Below are 20,915 nucleotides of genomic sequence, written 5' to 3' on the forward strand. Positions count from 1 at the left end.
GGGAGGAGTTAAATTAATAGGAATAGTTAAGATAGAACTGGAATTGGCCGCCGCGGTCAATAGCATTGTTTTTCTGAACCGGAATTGCGTAGTCCACGGCCAGCGGACCGATGGGCAGGTTCAGGCGAAGGCCGATGCCGTAGTCGGAAACGATTTTGGAGGTGCCGAAGTCAAAGGCGTCTCCATTTACAAAACCGATGTCGTAGAAGACGGCGATGCGGACTTCTTCAATGACCGGAATGGAGTATTCAAACTGGCAGAAGAAGGAGGAACGGCCGCCCATGGTTTCGTCACCGCTGAGGGCGGGGTCGTAAGGAGCCACGTCGCGGAAGCGGAAGCCGCGCATGTTGTACGGGCCGCCCAGGTAGAGGCGTTCGAAGATAGGTACGTCATGGTCTCCGTAGGAGTCCACGGTGGCGACACCGGCATTGATGCTGAAAATGGTGTCTCCACGCAGGTTCCAGTAATAGGCGCCGTTGATGCCGAAGTTGTAGGTATGCACATCGCCGCCCAGACCGGAATAACCGGCCAGCACCTCAAATTTGCCGCCCTTGCGCGGGAATATCTGGGCGTCGCGGGTGTCAATGGTGTAGGAGAGTTCCACATGGCTGCGCAGGTAGTCCCCGTCCTGGAGCCAGAAGAAGATGGGGGCGTTCCCCTTGGCGTCAATCCGGTACTGTTCCAGGCGGTATTCCAGCTTCACGTAGTCCAGCTCTCCGATCGGTTTGCGCAGGGAAACGGCGAATCCGTAGTTTTGCTGGTCGTAGTAGTCGGAGTAGTAGGAGGAGTTGCTGTAGAAGATTTCCGTGCCGAAGGCGAGCTTGCGGTGCAGGAACCAGGGGTCCACCCAGGAGATGCTGGCATCCTGCGTTTCAAAACCGACGCGCGTGTTGATGGCGAAGCGCTGGCCGCCGCCCACGAATGAAGACCAGTCGTACATGTCGAAGTTGGACTGGGTAATCCCCGCAAACAGGTACACGCTTTCAATGGAGGAGAACGCCACGCCGATGTTCAGGGAACCGGTGCGTTTTTCCGCCACTTCAATATTGACGTCCCGGTAGCCGGGGCGGGTGGAGCCCACCTGGGCTACGTCCACCAGGTCAAAGTAGTTCAAATTCTGGAGGCGCTTCTGAGCGGTATCCAGGTCCACGGAGTTCATCGGGTCATTGGACTGGAGGGGAAGTTCCTGGCGAATGACGTAGTCCTTCGTGCGGTTGTTGCCAATGACGCGGATGTTGCCCACGCGGTAGGGGTTGCCTTCCGACACATGGTAAACGATGTTGATCTGCCCGTAGCCGGTCTTGGGGTCAATGCCCACTTCCTGGATATCCGGACGAACCGTGGCATCCGCATAACCGCGGGAACCGTAATAGCGGCGGATCATGGTCACGTCGTCGGCCACCTTCTGGGCGGAGTAGGTATCTCCGTTGTACATGCTCAGGCCGGGCACGAGTTCCTGGGAAGTGAATACCCTGGTGGGTCCGAACGCCACCTGGTTGACCTTGTAGCGGCGGCCTTCGGAGATCGTGATCTTCATGGTGAGCTTCTGCTCGTTGCCCTTGCCGGAATCAAAGTATTCCACCTTTTCCAGCTTGACGCGCAGATAACCCTTGTTGCGGTAATAAGTCACCAATTCAGCCAGGTCGTCCTCCAGTTGTTCGCGGTCAATGCGGCCGGATTTGGTGATCCAGGTCAGCCAGCCCTTTTCCTTGGTCTTCATCACCTGGCGCAGGTCCTTGGAACTGACATGCTCGTTGCCGACGAAATCAATGTTGATGATGTTGGCTTTTTTGCCTTCATTGATGTTGAAGATCACGTCCACAAAGCCGGGCCGTTCCGTTTTCTGGTAAAAATAGGAGACCTGCACGTCCGGATACCGGGATTCCTGATAGTAGGTGCGCAGTTTGGTGATGGCGCTGCTGAGTGCCTTGTCACTGAGGGCTTCCCCGCCCTTTAACCCGCATTCTTCGGAAAGGTCCCGGCTGTCGAAGGCGGTATTGCCCTGAAAACCGACGCCGCCCAACAGATTCTGGGCCGCCATTTCAAATACCACGCTGACACCGTCTCCGGAGGGATCCACGGCAACCGTCGTATTGCCCCCTACCAGACCGCTTTCCAGCAGGCGCTCCAGGTCCTTGTTCACCACATCCGGGGAGTATTTGGTGCCCGGCTGCGTAGCCAGCAGGTTTTTCAGGCGGTCTTCCGAGACGGTTTTGCCGCTGCTTCTGTAACGCACGGAAACACTTTTGACGGGCTTGCCTTCATACGCCTGGTCGCCGGGCAGAATACCTGTTTCCGGCCCCAGTTCGCGGGCCACCTGCTCCGGGGTCATCACGGAGCCGTAACCGCCCCTGTTGAGAGTAGTTTTGTCCTGGGACAAGGCGGACGAGCACGCCAGAAGAAGAGGAGAAACAATCAGGAAAACGGGACGAATCATGAGAGCGGAACTTAATACTTGGGATATAAAGGACTTTTCCCCGTACATAGTCAAGACGACATTCCGCGTAGAACGCAGTTGCCGCGCATTTTACTTGTTGCGCTTTCATACGCCGAAATGGCAATTGTGTCATTCCTGTGCAATAGCTTGCACTTAAGATAGCCTCTCATTACATTTACCGCCGCCCGTGTCCTGACGCCGCCCTGATGCCGGAAGCCGGGATAAACCACTTTCATTCTAACACTGACCGTATTATTTATGGAAATCAACGTTGATATTCAACCGGACTGCACAGCCACGCTGAAAGCTTCCATTCCCGCAGAAACCACGGCCGCGCGCCGCGCCTCCATTGTGGATTCCTACGCCGGCAAGGCCAAGCTGCCCGGCTTCCGCCCCGGCAAGACTCCCAAGTCCATTATTGAAAAGCGCTTCAAGAAGGAGATTGAGGAAGAGCTGCTCGACACCCTGTTTGAAACGGCCTGCTCCACGGCTCTGGAACAGAACCCCAAGCTGAAAGTTCTCAATTTCGGCAAGCCGGAACAGTCCATCGACGAACAGGGCAATTACACCGCCACCAGCACGATGACCGTGGTGCCCGAATTTGAATTGCCGGAGTACAAGGGAATTGAAGTGAAGGTTCCCTCCTCCGAAGTAACGGAAGCGGACGTGGAGGAATCCCTCAATTCCCTGGCCGAACAGATTGCGGAATTTGTTCCCGTGGACCGTGCCGCCAAGATGGACGACGTAGCGATTATCGATTTCAAGACCACTCTGGAAGACAAGCCCGTAGCGGAAGCCGTCGGCAAGCCGGTGGGCTTCCTGGAAGGCCGCGAAAACCAGTGGATGAAGGTGGAAGACGACCAGTTCCTGCCCGGCTTCGCCTCCGCCCTGGAAGGGTTGAAGGCCGGTGACAGCAAGGATATCACCGTGACCATTCCGGATACTTTCCCGATTGCTGAATTGCGCGGCAAGGATCTTGTTTTCCACACCACCGTGAAGGAAGTGCGCGAGAAGGAGCTCCCGGCCATTGACGACGAATTCGCCGCCAAGGTGCTGCCCGGCAAGACGCTGGAAGAACTCAAGGCCGCCGTGAAGGAAAACATTGCCCAGCGCAAGACCCTCCAGATCGACGAAGCCAAAGCCGACCAGATCACGGAAAAGCTGGCCGACATGCTTGATTTCAACCTGCCGGAAGCCGTCGTGGAACGGGAAGTGTACGGCATCCTCCAGCAGAAGCTCCAGCAGGCCATGTACAGCGGCAATCCCCCCGCCGACATGGACAAGTTTGTGGAAGACGCCCGCGAGGAAGCCAGAAACGAAGCCCGGCGCAACCTGAAGGTCTTCTTCATGCTCCAGGAAGTGGCGCAGGTGGAAAAGATCTCCGTCACGGAAATGGAACTCTACAATGAAGTGGCACGTCAGGCCCGCCAGCAGAAAAAGGCGCTCAAGGCTTATATCCGGGAAATCCAGCGGGAAGGCCGCGTGCACGGCATCAGAATGAGCCTGCTGACAGCCAAGGTTCTGGACTTCCTGACGAAAGAAGCCAAAGTAACCGTAGACGAGCAATAACCCTCCTCTGCACAAGAAACCTTACCAGGGGGAGTTGGAGCGAATGCCCGACTCCCCCGTTTTGTATCCGCCAGAAGGGGAATTACAGTGAATATAAAACATCGAACCTGCAACAATCATATGTTTCAACCCCACTCTTCCAACCCGGAAACCGTGAAGTCCTATTACGTTCCCATGGTGGTGGAACAGGACGGCCGCGGAGAACGCGCCTTTGACATTTATTCCCGCCTTCTCAAGGACCGCGTCATTTTCATCGGCTCCGCCATTGACGACGACGTGGCGAATTCCGTGATCGCCCAGCTTCTGTTCCTCCAGATGGCCGATCCCAAGAAGGATATCCACGTGTATATCAATTCCCCGGGCGGCTCCGTCACCGCGGGCCTAGCCATTTACGACACGATGCAGTTCGTTTCCTGCGACGTGAATACGTATTGCCTGGGCATCGCCGCTTCCATGGGTTCCGTCCTGCTGGCGGCCGGCACGCCCGGCAAACGCTTCTGCCTGCCGAATTCCCATGTGATGATCCACCAGGTTTCCGGCGGCGCCCAGGGAACCGCTTCTGACGTGGAACGCACCATCGGATTCATGTTCAACTTGAAAAAACGCCTCAACGGCATCCTGGCCAAGCACACCGGCAAGACGGAAAAGCAAATTGAGAAAGACGCCGACCGCGATAATTACATGACCGCGGAAGAAGCCGCAGCCTATGGGCTAGTGGACAAGGTACTGACCCATCACGAGGACGGACAGGAAAACAAGAAGAAAGGCAAGGCCTGAATCCTGCCGGCTGCCCCTACTCTCTCAATATCAGATTATGTCCGGTACCAACCCTAATATTCCAGCCTGTTCCTGCTGCGGCAAGCCGGGGAACAAGGTGGACAAGCTCATTCAAATCGCGGAAGATTTCTACATCTGCAACAATTGCGTTGAGATTTGCGTCAACATGATTGTGAAGGACAACGGCCTTCCGCTCGCCACCCGTTTCATCCGCGGCATCCTGAACATGGAGCCTTCCGCCTACGCCATGTGCCAGGCGGAAGCCCGGAAGGCCGCAGCAACGGAAATGCTGCGCGAGGCAGGCGCCCCGGCAACCTCCTATGAAGGCCCCCTGCCCACCCCGGAGGAAATGTGCGCCACGCTCAACCAGTACGTCATCGGCCAGGATCATGCCAAGAAGGTGCTTTCCGTAGCCGTGTACAACCACTACATGCGCCTGCGCCAGAATTCCATAACGCTGGAGGACAAGTCCCTGGACGATGTGGAAATCGAGAAGTCCAACATCCTGCTCGCCGGCCCCACCGGTTCCGGCAAGACGCTGCTGGCAAAGACTCTGGCGAAGATGCTGAACGTCCCTTTCTGCATTGTGGACGCCACCACGCTGACGGAAGCCGGCTATGTGGGCGAAGACGTGGAAAATATCATCCTGCGCCTGCTCCAGGCAGCCAATTTTGACGTAGCCAAGGCGGAACAGGGCATTATTTACGTGGACGAAATCGACAAGATCGGCCGCAAGACCCAGAACGTTTCCGTCACACGGGACGTTTCCGGGGAAGGCGTGCAGCAGGCCCTGCTGAAGATTATTGAAGGGACCATCTGCAACGTGCCCCCCACCGGTGGGCGCAAGCACCCCCAGCAGGAGTATATCCGCGTCAACACGGAAAAAATCCTCTTCATCGTGGGAGGGGCTTTCGTCGGCCTGGAGGATATCATCCGCAAGCGTCTCGGCGCCAGCCAGATGGGATTCGGAGCCATCACGGAACAGCGCGGCAGCAAGGAATACTCGGAAGAGGAGATTCTCGCCCAGGCCATGCCGGAAGACCTTTTCTCCTTCGGCATGATTCCGGAACTGGTGGGCCGCCTGCCCATTTTCTGCCCGCTTTCCAAGCTGGACGAAGACCAGCTGGTCCGCCTGCTGACGGAACCGAAAAACGCCCTGGTCAAGCAGTATTCCAAGCTGCTCGCCATGTACGGAGCCAAACTGGACGTACATCCGGACGCCTTGAAAGCCATGGCTGCTGAGGCGATGGAGCGCGGCACCGGAGCCCGGGCCCTGCGCGCCATCTTCGAGAACCTCATGCTGGACATCATGTACAAGGTTCCCAGCATGAAAAACGCGGATTCCGTAACCATTACCAGGAAAACAGTCACTGACAAGGAACCGGCCCAGATACGGCAGGCGTCCTGATCCCGCTTCCCACACCCCAGCCATGCCGGATACTCTCACCGTCCTGGGAATAGAATCCTCCTGCGATGAAACGGCGGTCGCCGTGCTGCGTTCTTCCGGGGAGGAAGAAGCGCCGGATATCCTCTCCTCCGTCATTTCCTCCCAAATCGCCATTCACCGCCAGCATGGCGGAGTGGTTCCGGAACTGGCCTCCCGCAACCATTCCGCGGACCTTCCCGGCGTCATCCGCTCCGCGTGCCGGGAAGCCGGCGTCACCCCGGCGGACATTGACGTATTCGGAGCCACCGCGGGCCCCGGCCTGGTTGCCGCCCTGCTGGTAGGCAACAGCACGGCCAAGGCCCTGGCGCTGGCAACAGGCAAGCCTTTCGTCTCCGTCAATCATCTGGAAGGACATCTTCTCTCCCCCTTTGTCAAACGGCCGGAAGGCCCCGTACCGCATTTGGGGATGGTCGTTTCCGGCGGCCACACCCTTTTTGTGGACGTCCGGGGCGTGGGGGACTACCGCCTGCTCGGCCGTTCCCTGGACGATGCCGCCGGAGAAGCGTTCGACAAGGTAGGCAAAATGCTCGGACTGCCCTATCCCGGCGGCCCGGAAATAGACCGCATGGCCGCCCGGGGAAATCCGGACGCCTTTTCCTTCCCGCGCGCGCTGATGAAGGAAGCCACGGCCAACGTTTCCTTTTCCGGCCTGAAAACGGCCGTTCTCTACACGCTGCCCAAGCTGACGGAAAGCGGCAATCCCCACGACCTGGCGGAACAAACTCTCTGCGACCTTTGCGCCTCTTTCCAGAGGGCGGTTACGGATGTGCTGATCCGCAAGGCCCTGTATTCCCTGCGCCTTTCCGGCCACCGCACCCTTTCCGTTTCCGGAGGCGTCTCCTGCAACAGGGAGCTGCGCACGCGCCTGCAGGAAATCTGCGCACGCGAAGGCGTGGAACTTATGCTTCCGGATTTCGACCTGACGACGGACAATGCCGCCATGATTGCCTATGTAGCCTGCCTCAAGGCGCGCCGGGGACTCTTCCATTCTCTGGATGAAGACGTTGACCCCAACCTGAAACTGACGGAAGACTTGAACAGATCCAAGTATTCAACGCATTCCTGATCAGCATATTGGAAACTCATGCCATATTATTGTGGCATACAGGCGAAAAAATGTTCACGTTTTCATTGACATCCGGCATTTAAAAGCGTAATCTAGCGACCGCTTTTCGTCAGGCAACACGGGAGGATGCTATCTATCCGCTAGAACCGCAGGTTTGGGCGGAGTTACAACTCTCTTAGAGCGGCGAAAGGCGGAAGAAGTCTATGCTTCTGTAGCTCAGGGGTAGAGCGCATCCTTGGTAAGGATGAGGTCGCGGGTTCAATTCCCGCCAGAAGCTCCATCTTCAAGCTAGACCCATAGCAGCCCAAACCTAAACATATCATTATGGCTAAAGAGCAATTCCAGCGCAACAAGCCCCACGTGAACGTGGGCACCATCGGTCACGTTGACCACGGCAAAACCTCCCTTACCGCCGCCATTACTTCAGTGCTCGCTAAGAAGGGTTTCGCCGAAGCACGCGGCTATGACCAGATCGACGCCGCTCCCGAAGAACGCGAACGCGGCATCACCATCTCCACGGCACACGTTGAATACGAAACGGACAAGCGTCACTACGCTCACGTTGACTGCCCCGGACACGCCGACTATGTGAAAAACATGATCACCGGCGCTGCCCAGATGGACGGCGCCATCCTCGTGGTTGCCGCTTCCGACGGCCCGATGCCGCAGACCCGTGAACACATCCTTCTTGCCCGTCAGGTAGGCGTTCCCGCCATCGTCGTTTACATGAACAAGTGCGACCTGGTGGACGACCCCGAACTGATCGAACTCGTGGAAATGGAAGTCCGCGAACTTCTGAACGAATACGAATTCCCGGGCGACGACACCCCCATCATCAAGGGTTCCGCCGTTAAGGCTCTGGAAGGCGACGCCGCTGCCGAACAGTCCATCATGGACCTCATGGAAGCCGTTGACGCTTACATTCCCCAGCCGGAACGCCCCGTTGACCAGCCCTTCCTGATGCCCGTGGAAGACGTGTTCTCCATCTCCGGCCGCGGTACCGTGGCCACCGGCCGTATCGAACGCGGCATCGTGAAGAAGATGGAAGAAGTGGAAATCATCGGCATTCGCGACACCCAGAAGACTTCCGTTACGGACATCGAAATGTTCCGCAAGTTGCTTGACGAAGGCCAGGCCGGCGACAACGTGGGTCTGCTGCTCCGCGGCGTGAAGAAGGAAGACATCGAACGCGGCCAGGTGATCATCAAGCCCGGCACCGTGAAGCCCCATAAGAACTTCAAGGCTGAAGTTTACGTCCTGACCAAGGAAGAAGGCGGCCGTCACACTCCGTTCTTCAACAACTATCGCCCGCAGTTCTACTTCCGCACGACGGACGTGACCGGTTGCTGCACCCTTCCCGAAGGCGTGGAAATGGTGATGCCTGGTGACAACGTCAACCTGGAAGTTCAGCTCATCACCCCGATCGCCATGGAAAAAGCCATGCGCTTCGCTATCCGCGAAGGCGGCCGCACCGTAGGTGCCGGTCGTATCAGCGAAATCCTTGACTAAGTCCCTTCTGGACTAGTAGAGGAATCTACACATCCGGTTTGAATGAGGGGGCCTCCCCGCGGGGTCCCCTCATTCTCCCACGAAAGAAGAAAACCAACAGGTCAGTAGTTCAATCGGTAGAGCGTCGGTCTCCAAAACCGAAAGTTGGGGGTTCGAGTCCCTCCTGACCTGCCACTTCTTTCCAAATACATCACCCCACCTTGAAGCATGTTTCGCAAGATTTCTCAATTCATCGCCGAAGTTAAGGGCGAGCTTAAGAAGACCACCTGGCCCTGGGAAAGCGATCCCAAGGTGAAAGGGTTCAAAAAATTCCGCGAACTCTGGGGTTCCACTCTTGTCGTTCTGATTGCCATGGTTTTCCTTGGCGCGTTTGTCGCATCGTTCGACATCTTCCTCCACAGCGTGGTCAACTACCTCATCAAGTTGGCAGTCTAGTTTTATCCCCCACTTTCTTTTTCCGATCATGCCCAGTACCCCAGAGCCTCACGAACAATGGTACGTGCTTCATGTCCTCTCCGGACAGGAAAACAGCGTTCGTGACCGCATCATCCGCAAGGCCAAGGACGCCGAACTTTCCGACTTCATCTACCGGGTGGAAGTCCCCACCGAACTTATCTCCGAAGTCCGCAACGGCAAAAAGACGGAACGCCACAGCAAGCTGTTCCCCGGGTACGTTTACGCCAACATGTATCTGCTGGAAGCCGACGGCTCCCTGAACAAGGACCTCTGGTACTTCATTCAGCAGATTGACGGCGTCATCAGCATTGCCGGTTCCCGCAACGCCCCCCTCCCCATGCGCAAGCGCGAAGTGGAGGACCTGCTGCCCCTGCTGGACGCGGAAGCCGTCGCAGCCCGTCCCAAGGTGGAATTCGCCGTCGGTGACCCGGTGCGCGTCTGCGAAGGCCCGTTCCAGAGTCAGGAAGGCACCATCGAGGAAATCGATCCGGAAAAAGGTAAACTGCGTGTCAGCGTTTCCATCTTCGGCCGCGCCACTCCGGTGGACTTGGAATACTGGCAGGTTGAAAAGGCCTGAAACTTTTCCCGCACCATTCCCGCCGTTCATTTTCTCCGCTAACAAAGCAAAACCATGGCAAAAGAAATAACCAAAATCATCAAGCTCCAGATCAACGCCGGAGCCGCTAACCCCTCCCCGCCCGTGGGTCCGGCACTTGGTCAGGCCGGTGTAAACATCATGGCATTCTGCAAGGAGTTCAACGCCGCCACGCAAAAGCAGGCCGGCGACCTCCTGCCGACCGTCATCACGGTTTACAAGGACAAGTCATTCTCTTTCATCACCAAGCAGCCCCCGGGCAGCGTGCTTCTCAAGAAAGCCGCCGGCATTGCCTCCGGATCCGGCGAACCGAACAAGAAAAAGGTTGCCACCCTTTCCAAGGCCAAGCTGATGGAAGTTGTCAACACCAAACTCCCTGACCTCAACACGAAAGATCCCGAAAGCGCCGCCCGCATCCTTGCCGGACAGGCACGCCAGATGGGCATCGAAGTTGAAGGTATGTAACACTCACCGCAGGAGGATTAACCAATCCGAACGCACTGCCAAATACACACATGTCTACCAAACGCAGCAAGCGATATCAAGAAGCAGCCAAGCTTGTTACTCCTAACAAGAACTACAGCATCTCCGAAGCCGTGGAAACCATGAAGTCCTTCCCGGCACCGAAGTTTGACCCGACTGTCACAGTTTCCTTCCACCTGACCGTGGACCCCCGCAAATCCGACCAGATGGTCCGCGGAAGCGTTTCCCTGCCCAACGGCACGGGCAAGAACGTCCGCGTCCTCGTCTTCGCCCAGGGCGACGCCGCCAAGGCCGCCCAGGAAGCCGGAGCCGAATACGTGGGTTTTGAAGACCTCATCAAGAAGGTCCAGGACGGTTTCGTTGACTTTGACACGGCCATTGCCACCCCCGACGCCATGACGGAGGTCCGCAAGGTTGCCCGTGTACTGGGTCCGCGCGGCTTGATGCCCAACCCGAAAACCGGTACGGTTACGGACGACACGGCCAAAGCCGTGAAGGAAGTGAAGGCAGGCCGCGTCGACTACAAGGTTGACAAGAATGCCAACATCTCCGCCGCTGTAGGCAAGCTGTCCTTCTCCAACGAAAGCATCTGCGAAAACATCGCCGCTCTGGTTGATTCCGTCATCAAGGCACGCCCGGCTTCCGCCAAGGGCGCCTATGTGGAATCCGTCACCGTTTCATGCGCCATGTGCCCCGGTCTCCCGGTTGACACCGCTTCCATCGCCAAACTGTAACCCGAACCGATTTAGCACATCATGAATCCTGACAAGCGTATCATCATTGACGACCTGACCGCCCGCGTCAACGCCTCTCCGTTCCTGATCGTTGTGGACTACACCGCGATCACCGTACCCGAGTTCACCAATCTGCGTTCCGCACTGGCCGCCTCCGGCGCCCAGTGCCACGTGGCCAAGAACAATTTCATGCGCACGGCCCTGACGGATGCCGGCCTGCCGGACATTGGCGAACACCTCGTCGGCCAGACCGCCTTCATCACCGGAGCATCCGACGTGGCTGGCGCCGCCAAAGCCATCAATACCTTCAACAAGGCTTCCAAGAAGGCCGAATACAAGGTAGCCATTCTGGACGGGGCTGTCCTCACTGCCGACCAGATCCGCGCCATCGGCGACCTGCCTCCCCGCGACCAGCTGCTGGCCAAGCTCCTTGGCACCATCAATGCCGCCGGTTCCGCTCTTGCCCGAGTCATTCAGGCATATGTGGACAAGGAAAACGGCGGCAGCGAAGAACCCGCTGCTTAATACTAACCCCTTGACCGGACGGCCCGGTTGCACTTTAGCCAAAATGCGTGAAAACCGGGCCCGACCTCTCCTAGAGGTTCCTTGTCGGAACTCCGGCCGGAGAACTGAAATGCCAAGTGGCTCTTGGCGCGACTAGAACCAAAAAAGAAAACAATACAATGGCTGATATTAATAAAATCGCTGAAGAACTCGGCACCCTGACCATTCTGGAAGCCGCCGACCTCGTCAAGCTCCTGGAAGAAAAGTGGGGCGTTTCCGCCGCTGCTCCCGTAGCCGCCGCCGGCGCTGCCGCCGCTCCTGCCGAAGCTGAAGAAGAAAAGACCGAATTCGACGTTGTGCTGACGGACGCCGGCGCCAACAAGATCGCCGTGATCAAGGCCGTCCGCGAAGTGAAGGCCGGCCTCGGCCTGGTGGACGCCAAGAAACTGGTTGAAGGCACTCCCGCCACCATCCTGGAAGGCGTTTCCAAGGACGAAGCCAACGCCGCCAAGGCCAAGCTGGAAGAAGCCGGCGCCAAGATCGACGTCAAGTAAGCTTTTTACTTCCCGCGCAACAGGAGAAATCCCGTTTTTTCTCCTGTTGCGCTTCCTCGTCTTCACATCCCGCGTGACCGACTAGAGGCTTTTTGCACATCAAATCGCTTCCAGTCGGTTCCGTCTCCCCAAGGAAGGAACCGTTCTGCCCCGCATCCGGGCAGCAAGGATGCACATTCATAACATCTCCGCCACAGCAGCCCATGTCAAAGCGACTCTACTTCGGGAATATCAAGGAAGTCATCGAACCTCCCAACCTTATTGAGATTCAACTGCAATCATACTTCGATTTTCTACAACAGGACACGCCGGCCGCGGCCAGGAAAAACATCGGCTTGCAGGGTGTTCTGAAGGAAATCTTTCCTATCAAGAGCTATGACGAAAACATTGAGCTCGATTTTCTTTCTTATGAAATAGAACAGCCCAAGATGAGCGACTACGAGGCTATCCGCGCCGGGGAAACCTACAGCGCCGCCCTCCAGGTCACCTTCAAGCTCAAATCCGACAACGAATCCAAGGAAGAAACTGTTTACATGGGTGAAATGCCCATGATGACCAACCGCGGCACCTTTGTGATCAATGGCGCCGAGCGCGTCATTGTGTCCCAGCTTCACCGTTCTCCGGGCATCTGCTTTGAAAGCGCCCAGCACCTGAACGGCAAGCTCCTGCATTCCTTCCGCATCATTCCGGACCGCGGTTCCTGGCTGGAAGTCCAGTTTGACACCAACGATCTGCTCTACGTCTATCTTGACCGCCGCCGCCGCCGCCGCAAGTTCCTTGCGACTACGTTCATGCGCTATCTGGGCTTCAAAACCGACCGCGACATCGTCAGCCAGTTCTACGATATCCGCACTCTTCCCCTGAGCGAGGACATGACGGAAGAAGACCTGCACAACCTCGTCGCCGTCGATACGATCAAGGACAAGGACCTGGTTCTTGCCAAAGCCTTCGAACAGCTCAACATGGGCGTCGTGCGCCAGTTGCTCCAGTTCGGCATCAAGGAAATCGACGTCATCAACCAGAACGAGGACGACGTGCTGATCAAGACCCTGAAGAAGGATCCCGCCCACGACGAGGAATCCGCCCTCAAGGAAATTTACAAGCGCCTGCGTCCCGGTGACCCCGCTACGGCCGCACAGGCCCGCACGCTTCTGAAGAGACTCTTCGACGATCCCAAGAAGTACGACCTCACCCGCGTGGGCCGTTACAAGATCAATCAGAAACTGGGTCTGGACACCAGCCTGGACCAGCGCCTGATGACTGCGGAAGATTTCCTGGCCGCTCTCAAGTACCTCCTGCGCCTCAAGAAGGGTGAAGGGATGGTGGACGACATCGACCACCTGGGCAGCCGCCGCGTGCGTGCCGTGGGCGAACTCATGGCCAACCAGTGCCGCGTGGGCCTCGCCCGCACGGAACGCCTGGTGAAGGAACGCATGACCCTCATCGACCAGAACATTGAAGGCGTCACGCCCAGCAAACTGATCAACCCGAAGGCGCTCAGCGCCGTCGTGCGCGACTTCTTCGGCCGTTCCCAGCTGTCCCAGTTCATGGACCAGATCAACCCCCTCGCGGAACTGACGCACAAGCGCCGCCTTTCCGCCCTGGGGCCCGGAGGCCTGAACCGCGACCGCGCCGGCTTTGAAGTGCGAGACGTGCATCCTTCCCACTATGGCCGCATCTGCCCGATCGAAACGCCGGAAGGCCCCAACATCGGTCTGATCAACTCCATGTGCACCTACGCCCGCATCAATGAATTCGGTTTCATTGAAACGCCCTACCGCAAGGTGGAAAACGGACGGGTCACCAATACCATCGAATACGTCACCGCCGACCAGGAGGAAGGCTACCTCATCGCCCAGGCCAACAACCCGCTGGACGAACAGGGCAACTTCACCACTTCCCGCGTGACCGCCCGTGAAAAGGGCGAGTTCATCGAAGTGGACCCGGCCGACGTGCATTACATGGACGTGTCTCCCAAGCAGCTCGTCTCCATCGCCGCAGGCCTCATTCCCTTCCTGGAACACGACGACGCCAACCGCGCCCTGATGGGCTCCAACATGCAGCGCCAGGGCGTGCCTCTGATGGTGGCGGAATCCCCGTACGTGGGCACCGGCATCGAAGGCAAGTGCGCCCGGGACTCCCGTTCCGTCGTGCTGGCGGAAGCGGACGGCATCGTTGCCTCCGCCTCTGCGGAAGTCATCATTACCACGAAGGACGGCGAATTGCCCGTACGCCCGGAAGTGTACCTGTCCGATCCGGACAGCGTCCGCACCGACCGCGACAATGGCATTTACGTCTATCCCCTGCGCAAGTTCATGCGTTCCAACGCCGGCACCTGCATCAACCAGAGGCCGATCGTGCGCCGCGGGGACAAGATCAAGGCCGGCGACGTGCTGGCGGACGGCCCGAACACGGACCAGGGCGAACTGGCTCTCGGCCGCAACGTACTGGTGGCATATATGCCGTGGAACGGGTACAACTTCGAAGACGCCATCGTCATCTCCGAAAAGACGGTCAAAGAAGACACCTTCACCTCCATCCACATTTCCGAGTTTGAAGTGCAGGCCCGCGACACCAAGCTGGGCCCGGAAGAAATTACCCGCGACATTCCGAACGCCGGTGACGAAGCCCTGAAGAACCTGGACCATGACGGCGTCATCCGCATCGGTGCGGAAGTGAAGCCCGGCGACATTCTCGTCGGCAAGATCACTCCCAAGTCTGAAACGGAACTGGCTCCGGAAGAACGCCTGCTGCGTGCCATCTTCGGTGAAAAGGCGGCGGAAGTGAAGGATACTTCCCTCCGCGTTCCCTCCGGCTGCACCGGCATCGTGATGGATGTACGCATTTCTTCCACGGGTTCCGGCCATCACCGCGGCGACCTCGTGGTGGACAGCGCGGAGAAGAAGAAGCAGTTCAAGAAGATCAACGACGAGCACAAGAAGAAGAAAGAACAGCTTATTGACCAGCTGACCAAGAAGCTTTCCGACATTCTTCTGGGTGAAAAGATCCCGCTTGACGTCGTCAACGAACAGACCGGCGAAATCATCATTCCGGCCAACCGCAAGATCACCAAGACCCTGCTGCGCAAGCTGGCGCTGGTTCACGACCACATCGAAATCGAGCCCAGCCCGATCCGCAACAAAATTCTGGAAATCATCACCTCCTTCGAAGGCCGCTTCACCGAGCTGGACGACGAACGCGAACACAGACTGGACCAGATGGAATCCGGGGACGAATCCGAACCCGGCGGCCTGAAGGAAGTCAAGGTGTACATCGCCGCCAAGCGCAAGCTCGGCGTGGGTGACAAGATGGCCGGCCGCCACGGCAACAAGGGCGTGGTAGCCAAGATCGTTCCCGAACAGGACATGCCCTTCCTCGCGGACGGCACTCCGGTGGACATCGTGCTGAACCCCCTGGGCGTACCTTCCCGAATGAACGTGGGACAGGTGCTTGAAGCCCACCTCGGCATCGCGGCCCGGGCCCTCGGCTTCAAGGTGGCCACTCCGGTGTTCGACGGCATCAGTGAAGACACCATCTGGAACTACATGTCCGAAGCCAAGAAAGTGGACGGCTTCACCTGGATCGGCGACGGCAAGGACGGCACCGTGGGAGGCAAGAGCATCCTGTACGACGGCCTTACCGGCGAACCCTTCCACAACCCCGTTGTGGTAGGCCAGACCTACATGCTCAAGCTGAACCACCTGGTGGCGGACAAGATCCACGCCCGCGCCGTGGGTCCGTACAGCCTGGTCACGCAGCAGCCTCTGGGCGGCAAGGCCCAGTACGGCGGCCAGCGTTTCGGGGAAATGGAAGTGTGGGCGCTGGAAGCCTATGGCGCCGCCTACACCCTCCAGGAACTCCTCACCGTGAAGTCCGACGACGTGCAGGGCCGCACCCGCATTTACGAATCCATCGTGAAGGGGGACAACACCCTGGAAGCCGGCACTCCGGAATCCTTCAACGTTCTGATGAAGGAAATGCAGTCCCTGGGCCTGAACGTACGCCCCGGCAGCAAGGATGAACAACCTTCCCTGCAGCTCGGCGGTACGGACCTCGCCCCGGTGGACGGCATGACGGAAGGCTTTGACAGCGACGACATGGCCGGACTGGCGGATGTCGATTTCTCCGACCTTAAATTCTAATATCCATCGCATTCCCCTTCCGCCCCGCACGGTGCGGGAGGGGGCATCAACCCTTCTTAAGATTTTTAACATATGTCTGATACCCCTACCATTCGGGAAATGCACGGTCTGAGCGACAAGCCCAAGACCTTTGACCAGGTAGCCATCACCGTAGCTGATCCGGATACCATCCGCAGCTGGTCCCATGGCGAAGTAGTCAACCCGGAAACCATCAATTACCGCACGTTCAAGCCGGAAAAAGGCGGCTTGTTCTGCGAACGCATTTTCGGCCCCACCCGCGACATGGAATGTGCCTGCGGCAAGTACAAGCGCATCAAGCACAAGGGCATCACCTGCGACCGCTGCGGCGTGGAAGTGACCAACGCCCGCGTGCGCCGCGAACGCATGGGCCACATTGAACTGGCCGTTCCGGTGTCCCACATCTGGTTTTACAAGTGCATGCCCAGCCGCATCGGCCTCATGCTCGACCTGACGGCGCGCCATCTGGAACGCGTGATTTACTACGAAGATTACATCGTAGTGGACCCCGGCAACACTCCCCTGGAAAAGGGCGCCATTCTGACGGAAGAGGAATTCCGCAATGCGGAAGACGAATACGGCTATGACAGCTTTGAAGCCGGCATGGGCGCGGAAGCCATCCAGAAGATGCTTGCCTCCATTGACCTGCCCTCCCTCGTGGCCGACCTCCAGGAACAGCTGGACAACACCAACTCCAAGCAGAACAAGCGCAAGATCGCCAAGCGCCTGAAGCTGGCCCAGGGCTTCCTTCAGTCCAACACGCGCCCGGAATGGATGATCCTGAACGTGCTGCCCGTCATCCCGCCGGACCTGCGCCCGCTGGTTCCGCTGGAAGGCGGCCGCTTCGCCACGTCCGACCTGAACGACCTGTACCGCCGCGTCATCAACCGCAACAACCGCTTGAAGACCCTGCTGAGCCTGAAGACTCCGGAAGTCATCATCCGCAATGAAAAGCGCATGCTCCAGGAAGCCGTGGACGCCCTGTTCGACAACGGCCGCCACGGCCGCGCCGTTACGGGAGCCGGCAACCGCCCCCTCAAGTCCCTTTCCGACATGCTGAAAGGCAAGGGCGGCCGTTTCCGCCAAAACCTGCTAGGCAAGCGCGTGGACTACTCCGGCCGTTCCGTGATCGTGATCGGTCCGGAATTGAAGCTCAACCAGTGCGGCCTTCCCAAAAAGATGGCCCTCATCCTGTTTGAACCTTTCATTATCCACCGCCTCAAGGAGCTGGGCTACGTGCACACCGTGCGCTCCGCCAAGAAGCTGATTGACCGCAAGACGCCGGAAGTGTGGGACATCCTGGAAGAAGTTACCAAGGGCCACCCCGTCATGCTCAACCGTGCGCCCACGCTGCACCGCCTTTCCATCCAGGCATTTGAACCGGTCCTGATTGAAGGTTCCGCCATCCGCCTGCACCCGCTCGTCTGTAACGCGTACAACGCGGACTTCGACGGCGACCAGATGGCCGTGCACGTGCCGCTTTCCGTGGAAGCCCAGATGGAAGCGCGCCAACTCATGCTGGCGCCCAACAACATCTTCTCCCCGGCATCCGGCAAGCCCATCGCCACGCCTACGCAGGACATCATTCTTGGCGCGTACTTCCTGACGCACACCCGTGCCGCGGAAGTACAGAATTACCAGGACAACCACCAGCACCTGCCCCTCTTCGAATCCATCGATGAAGTGGAATACGCCATTGCCGCCCGCAAGATCGGCTACCATGACTGGATTCGCCTCCACAACCCGGACTACGGCAAGAAGCCGTCCGAAGTGGTGTACGGAGACGTAACCAAGAAGGTGATCGTGACGACGGCCGGACGCGTGCGCTTCAATGAAATCTGGCCCCGCGAACTCGGCTATATCAACCGCAACGTGGGTAAGAAGCAGATGGGCGACATCATCTGGCGCTGCTACCAGACCGTGGGCAAGGAACGCACCGTGCAGACCCTGGACGCCCTGAAGAACCTGGGCTTCAAGGAAGCTACCCGTTCCGGCTGCTCCATCGGCATTGTGGACATGGTCGTTCCGTCCCAGAAGAAGACGGAAATCGAAAAGGCCTACGCAGAGCTGGACAAGGTCACCAAGCAGTACAAGAACGGTATCATCACGGACGGCGAACGCTACCAGAAGGTGGTGGATATCTGGACCCAGACCACGGACGTGATCCAGGCGGCCCTGTACCGCAAGCTGGAACACAACGAAGGTTCCAAGATGGCCAGCCCGCTTTTCATGATGGTGGATTCCGGCGCCCGAGGCAACAAGGCGCAGATCAAGCAGCTCTCCGGCATGCGCGGTTTGATGGCCAAGCCCAGCGGCGAAATTATCGAACGCCCCATCACGGCCAACTTCCGTGAAGGCCTCTCCGTGCTGGAATATTTCATTTCCACCCACGGCGCCCGCAAGGGCCTGGCGGACACCGCCTTGAAGACGGCGGACTCCGGTTACATGACCCGCAAGCTTGTGGACGTGGCCCAGGACGTCATCGTTTACGCGGACGACTGCGGTACGAATAACGGCATCACCGTTCACGCCATCTATGACGGCGATGAAGAGGTGGCCTCCCTTTCGTCCCGCATTTACGGCCGCGTTTCCTGCGAGCGCATCGTCGATCCCGTCAGCGGCGAGATCATCGTGGACATCAACGACCTCATCAACGAGAAGCAGGCGGAACAACTGGAAAAGATCGGCATTGAACAGCTGAAGATCCGTTCCGTGCTGACCTGCGAACTCAAGAAGGGCTGCTGCGCCAAGTGCTACGGCCTGAACCTGGCTACCGGCCAGGAAGTGAAGATCGGTGAAGCGGTCGGTATCATCGCCGCCCAGTCCATCGGCGAGCCCGGCACCCAGCTGACCATGCGTACGTTCCACGTGGGCGGCACGGCCACTACGGCGTTCAAGCAGCCTATCGTGAAGGCGAAGAACGACGGCCGCGTGATCTACACGGAAGACCTCCGCACGGTGGAAAACGTGGACGGCAACTTCGTGGTTCTGAACAAGAACTGCTCCGTCCGCATTGAAAACGAACAGGGCCGCGAGCTGGAATCCTACCAGCCCGTCATCGGCACCATCCTGTACGTTCCCAACGGCGGCTCCATCAAGAAGGATGAAACCCTCGCCACATGGGACCCGTACAACGTGCCCGTGATCGCTGAAAAGGGCGGGATGGTCGAATTCAAGGATATGATCGTGGGGATCACCGTTTCCAAGGAAACGGACCGTGAAACCGGTACGTCCACCCTCGTCGTGATGGAACACAAGCAGGAACTCCACCCGCAGGTGGTCATCCGCGATGCCAAGACCCGCGAGGTTCTGGCCCACCACGCCATTCCCGCCGGGGCCAACCTGACCGTGAAGGACGGAGAGACCATTTCCGCCGGCACCATGGTGGCCAAGACGCCCCGCAAGGTGGCCAAGACGAAGGACATCACCGGCGGTCTTCCCCGCGTGGCGGAACTGTTTGAAGCCCGCAAGCCCAAGGACGCCTGCACCATCGCACGCGTGGAAGGCATTGTGCGCCTCAGCAGCAAGAACACCTCCCGCGGCAAGAAGGTCATCACCATTGAAACGCCCATGGGCGAACTGGTGGATCATCTGGTGCCGATGAACAAGCACGTGATCGTTCACGAAGACGACCACGTCCACATGGGCGACCAGCTTACGGAAGGCCCCGTTTCTCCGGAAGAAATTCTGGATGTCTGCGGCAAGGAACGCCTCCAGGAGCACCTTGTCAACGAAGTGCAGGAAGTGTACCGCCTCCAGGGTGTGGAGATCAACGACAAGCACGTGGAAATCATCGTGCGGCAGATGCTGCGCAAGGTTGTCATCACGGAACCCGGCAACACCGAGTTCCTGTGGGGCGACCAGGTGGACAAGACCACCTTTGACCGCATCAACGAACAGACGATCGCCCAGGGTGGCCAGCCGGCCGCCGCCAAGCCCGTTCTGCTCGGCATCACGAAGGCCTCCCTGGAAACGGAATCCTTCATCTCCGCCGCGTCCTTCCAGGACACCACGCGCGTTCTGACCGAAGCTTCCACCCTCGGCAAGACCGACACGCTGGAAGGCTTCAAGGAAAACGTCATCATGGGCCACCTCATTCCCGCCGGTACCGGGTTCTCCCGCTACAGCAAGATTGAAGTGGACCCCGCGGAAGGAGCTGAAGAAATCGTGCTCGCCGGTGAAGATGATGAAATGGACTCCATCGAAGAAGTCCTGAACGATACCATCAACTTCGACAACGAACGCTAATCCGTTCCCAAACCATATTCCAGGGCCGCTTTCCGCAAGGAGAGCGGCCCTTTTTCTGTATTAAAATATCTTACACTCAAGGCATTCCTCCCCAGGACGGATTGCAAATCCGGTGTCAAGAGAATATTTTGAAACTTTGACCTTTGCTGTAAAAAGGCATGTTTGAAAAACTCGGGAGCCTTGTTCCAAACCACGGTATTTTCACGGCAACTATAAGACGTTGAATTGATTGAAACCTTTTCCTGTTTCATGTGAATCCGGGCGGATTTGCAATCCGGCATGTTGACGACAATGAAGAAAATATTATGCACCATCTGCCTGGGCATGGCCTCTCTGGCAGCCTCCGTTTCCGCGGCTACCATTGAGCTGATGCCGG

The 20,915-nt window shown here is 58.1% G+C and carries 15 protein-coding genes and 2 tRNA genes; 15 read left to right on the forward strand and 2 right to left on the reverse strand.

What is annotated here, in order from left to right; genetic code table 11:
• Positions 1-13: 13 nt before the first annotated feature.
• The gene (bamA, locus tag HMPREF3039_RS00445; RefSeq protein WP_067570705.1) at positions 14-2,437 is read right to left on the reverse strand and encodes an outer membrane protein assembly factor BamA; all 2,424 of its coding nucleotides are present in this window, start codon (positions 2,435-2,437) and stop codon (positions 14-16) included.
• Between the two features lie 258 nt (positions 2,438-2,695).
• On the opposite strand from bamA, the gene tig reads away from it, so the two are divergent.
• From tig to rpoC, 15 genes are all read left to right on the forward strand, one after another.
• Positions 2,696-4,006, forward strand: coding sequence for a trigger factor (gene tig, locus HMPREF3039_RS00450; protein ID WP_067570707.1), 1,311 nt, complete (start codon positions 2,696-2,698; stop codon positions 4,004-4,006).
• A 120-nt stretch (positions 4,007-4,126) separates the two neighbouring features.
• Entirely contained in the window at positions 4,127-4,783 is a 657-nt protein-coding gene (locus HMPREF3039_RS00455) for an ATP-dependent Clp protease proteolytic subunit (protein WP_067570709.1), read from the forward strand.
• Between the two features lie 37 nt (positions 4,784-4,820).
• Positions 4,821-6,191, forward strand: coding sequence for an ATP-dependent Clp protease ATP-binding subunit ClpX (gene clpX, locus HMPREF3039_RS00460; RefSeq protein WP_067570710.1), 1,371 nt, complete (start codon positions 4,821-4,823; stop codon positions 6,189-6,191).
• A gap of 22 nt (positions 6,192-6,213) precedes the next feature.
• Positions 6,214-7,296 carry a tRNA (adenosine(37)-N6)-threonylcarbamoyltransferase complex transferase subunit TsaD gene (gene tsaD, locus HMPREF3039_RS00465; protein ID WP_067570711.1) on the forward strand — a complete coding sequence of 361 codons (1,083 nt, stop codon included), beginning with the start codon at positions 6,214-6,216 and terminating at the stop codon, positions 7,294-7,296.
• A 205-nt stretch (positions 7,297-7,501) separates the two neighbouring features.
• A tRNA-Thr gene (locus tag HMPREF3039_RS00470) sits at positions 7,502-7,576 on the forward strand.
• A 44-nt stretch (positions 7,577-7,620) separates the two neighbouring features.
• Complete coding sequence (gene tuf, locus HMPREF3039_RS00475) at positions 7,621-8,805, forward strand: elongation factor Tu (RefSeq protein WP_067570716.1); 1,185 nt, start codon at positions 7,621-7,623, stop codon at positions 8,803-8,805.
• Positions 8,806-8,903: 98 nt separating this feature from the next.
• A tRNA-Trp gene (locus HMPREF3039_RS00480) sits at positions 8,904-8,979 on the forward strand.
• A 33-nt stretch (positions 8,980-9,012) separates the two neighbouring features.
• Complete coding sequence (locus tag HMPREF3039_RS00485; RefSeq protein WP_067570718.1) at positions 9,013-9,240, forward strand: preprotein translocase subunit SecE; 228 nt, start codon at positions 9,013-9,015, stop codon at positions 9,238-9,240.
• A gap of 28 nt (positions 9,241-9,268) precedes the next feature.
• Entirely contained in the window at positions 9,269-9,838 is a 570-nt protein-coding gene (gene nusG, locus HMPREF3039_RS00490; RefSeq protein WP_067570720.1) for a transcription termination/antitermination protein NusG, read from the forward strand.
• 54 nt (positions 9,839-9,892) lie between these two features.
• Positions 9,893-10,321, forward strand: coding sequence for a 50S ribosomal protein L11 (rplK, locus tag HMPREF3039_RS00495; protein WP_067570722.1), 429 nt, complete (start codon positions 9,893-9,895; stop codon positions 10,319-10,321).
• A 50-nt stretch (positions 10,322-10,371) separates the two neighbouring features.
• On the forward strand, positions 10,372-11,073 hold the full coding sequence (gene rplA, locus HMPREF3039_RS00500; protein WP_067570723.1) for a 50S ribosomal protein L1: 702 nt from the start codon (positions 10,372-10,374) through the stop codon (positions 11,071-11,073).
• 21 nt (positions 11,074-11,094) lie between these two features.
• A complete protein-coding gene (gene rplJ / locus HMPREF3039_RS00505) occupies positions 11,095-11,598 on the forward strand; it encodes a 50S ribosomal protein L10 (RefSeq protein ID WP_067570725.1) in 504 nt (167 codons plus the stop codon).
• A gap of 158 nt (positions 11,599-11,756) precedes the next feature.
• Positions 11,757-12,131 (forward strand): 50S ribosomal protein L7/L12, encoded by a 375-nt coding sequence (gene rplL, locus HMPREF3039_RS00510; RefSeq protein ID WP_067570727.1) that lies wholly within the window; start codon positions 11,757-11,759, stop codon positions 12,129-12,131.
• Positions 12,132-12,334: 203 nt separating this feature from the next.
• Complete coding sequence (gene rpoB, locus HMPREF3039_RS00515) at positions 12,335-16,273, forward strand: DNA-directed RNA polymerase subunit beta (RefSeq protein ID WP_067570729.1); 3,939 nt, start codon at positions 12,335-12,337, stop codon at positions 16,271-16,273.
• A gap of 72 nt (positions 16,274-16,345) precedes the next feature.
• The gene (rpoC, locus tag HMPREF3039_RS00520; protein ID WP_067570731.1) at positions 16,346-20,539 is read left to right on the forward strand and encodes a DNA-directed RNA polymerase subunit beta'; all 4,194 of its coding nucleotides are present in this window, start codon (positions 16,346-16,348) and stop codon (positions 20,537-20,539) included.
• Here the strand turns inward: rpoC and HMPREF3039_RS00525 are convergent.
• The coding region (locus HMPREF3039_RS00525) for a hypothetical protein (RefSeq protein ID WP_231863806.1) at positions 20,536-20,915 on the reverse strand (380 nt) is incomplete at its 5' end. The genes rpoC and HMPREF3039_RS00525 overlap by 4 nt on opposite strands.

The organism is Akkermansia sp. KLE1798 (assembly GCF_001580195.1).
GTDB classification, from domain to species: domain Bacteria; phylum Verrucomicrobiota; class Verrucomicrobiia; order Verrucomicrobiales; family Akkermansiaceae; genus Akkermansia; species Akkermansia biwaensis.

Bases quoted from the DNA above. Each gene is read 5' to 3' on its own strand.
- rplJ (WP_067570725.1), top strand. From the start codon at position 11,095: ATGAATCCTGACAAGCGTATCATCATTGACGACCTGACCGCCCGCGTC.
- rplL (WP_067570727.1), top strand. From the start codon at position 11,757: ATGGCTGATATTAATAAAATCGCTGAAGAACTCGGCACCCTGACCATT.
- tsaD (WP_067570711.1), top strand. From the start codon at position 6,214: ATGCCGGATACTCTCACCGTCCTGGGAATAGAATCCTCCTGCGATGAA.
- nusG (WP_067570720.1), top strand. From the start codon at position 9,269: ATGCCCAGTACCCCAGAGCCTCACGAACAATGGTACGTGCTTCATGTC.
- rpoC (WP_067570731.1), top strand. From the start codon at position 16,346: ATGTCTGATACCCCTACCATTCGGGAAATGCACGGTCTGAGCGACAAG.
- bamA (WP_067570705.1), bottom strand. From the start codon at position 2,437: ATGATTCGTCCCGTTTTCCTGATTGTTTCTCCTCTTCTTCTGGCGTGC.
- rpoB (WP_067570729.1), top strand. From the start codon at position 12,335: ATGTCAAAGCGACTCTACTTCGGGAATATCAAGGAAGTCATCGAACCT.
- tig (WP_067570707.1), top strand. From the start codon at position 2,696: ATGGAAATCAACGTTGATATTCAACCGGACTGCACAGCCACGCTGAAA.
- rplA (WP_067570723.1), top strand. From the start codon at position 10,372: ATGTCTACCAAACGCAGCAAGCGATATCAAGAAGCAGCCAAGCTTGTT.
- rplK (WP_067570722.1), top strand. From the start codon at position 9,893: ATGGCAAAAGAAATAACCAAAATCATCAAGCTCCAGATCAACGCCGGA.
- HMPREF3039_RS00485 (WP_067570718.1), top strand. From the start codon at position 9,013: ATGTTTCGCAAGATTTCTCAATTCATCGCCGAAGTTAAGGGCGAGCTT.
- tuf (WP_067570716.1), top strand. From the start codon at position 7,621: ATGGCTAAAGAGCAATTCCAGCGCAACAAGCCCCACGTGAACGTGGGC.
- HMPREF3039_RS00455 (WP_067570709.1), top strand. From the start codon at position 4,127: ATGTTTCAACCCCACTCTTCCAACCCGGAAACCGTGAAGTCCTATTAC.
- clpX (WP_067570710.1), top strand. From the start codon at position 4,821: ATGTCCGGTACCAACCCTAATATTCCAGCCTGTTCCTGCTGCGGCAAG.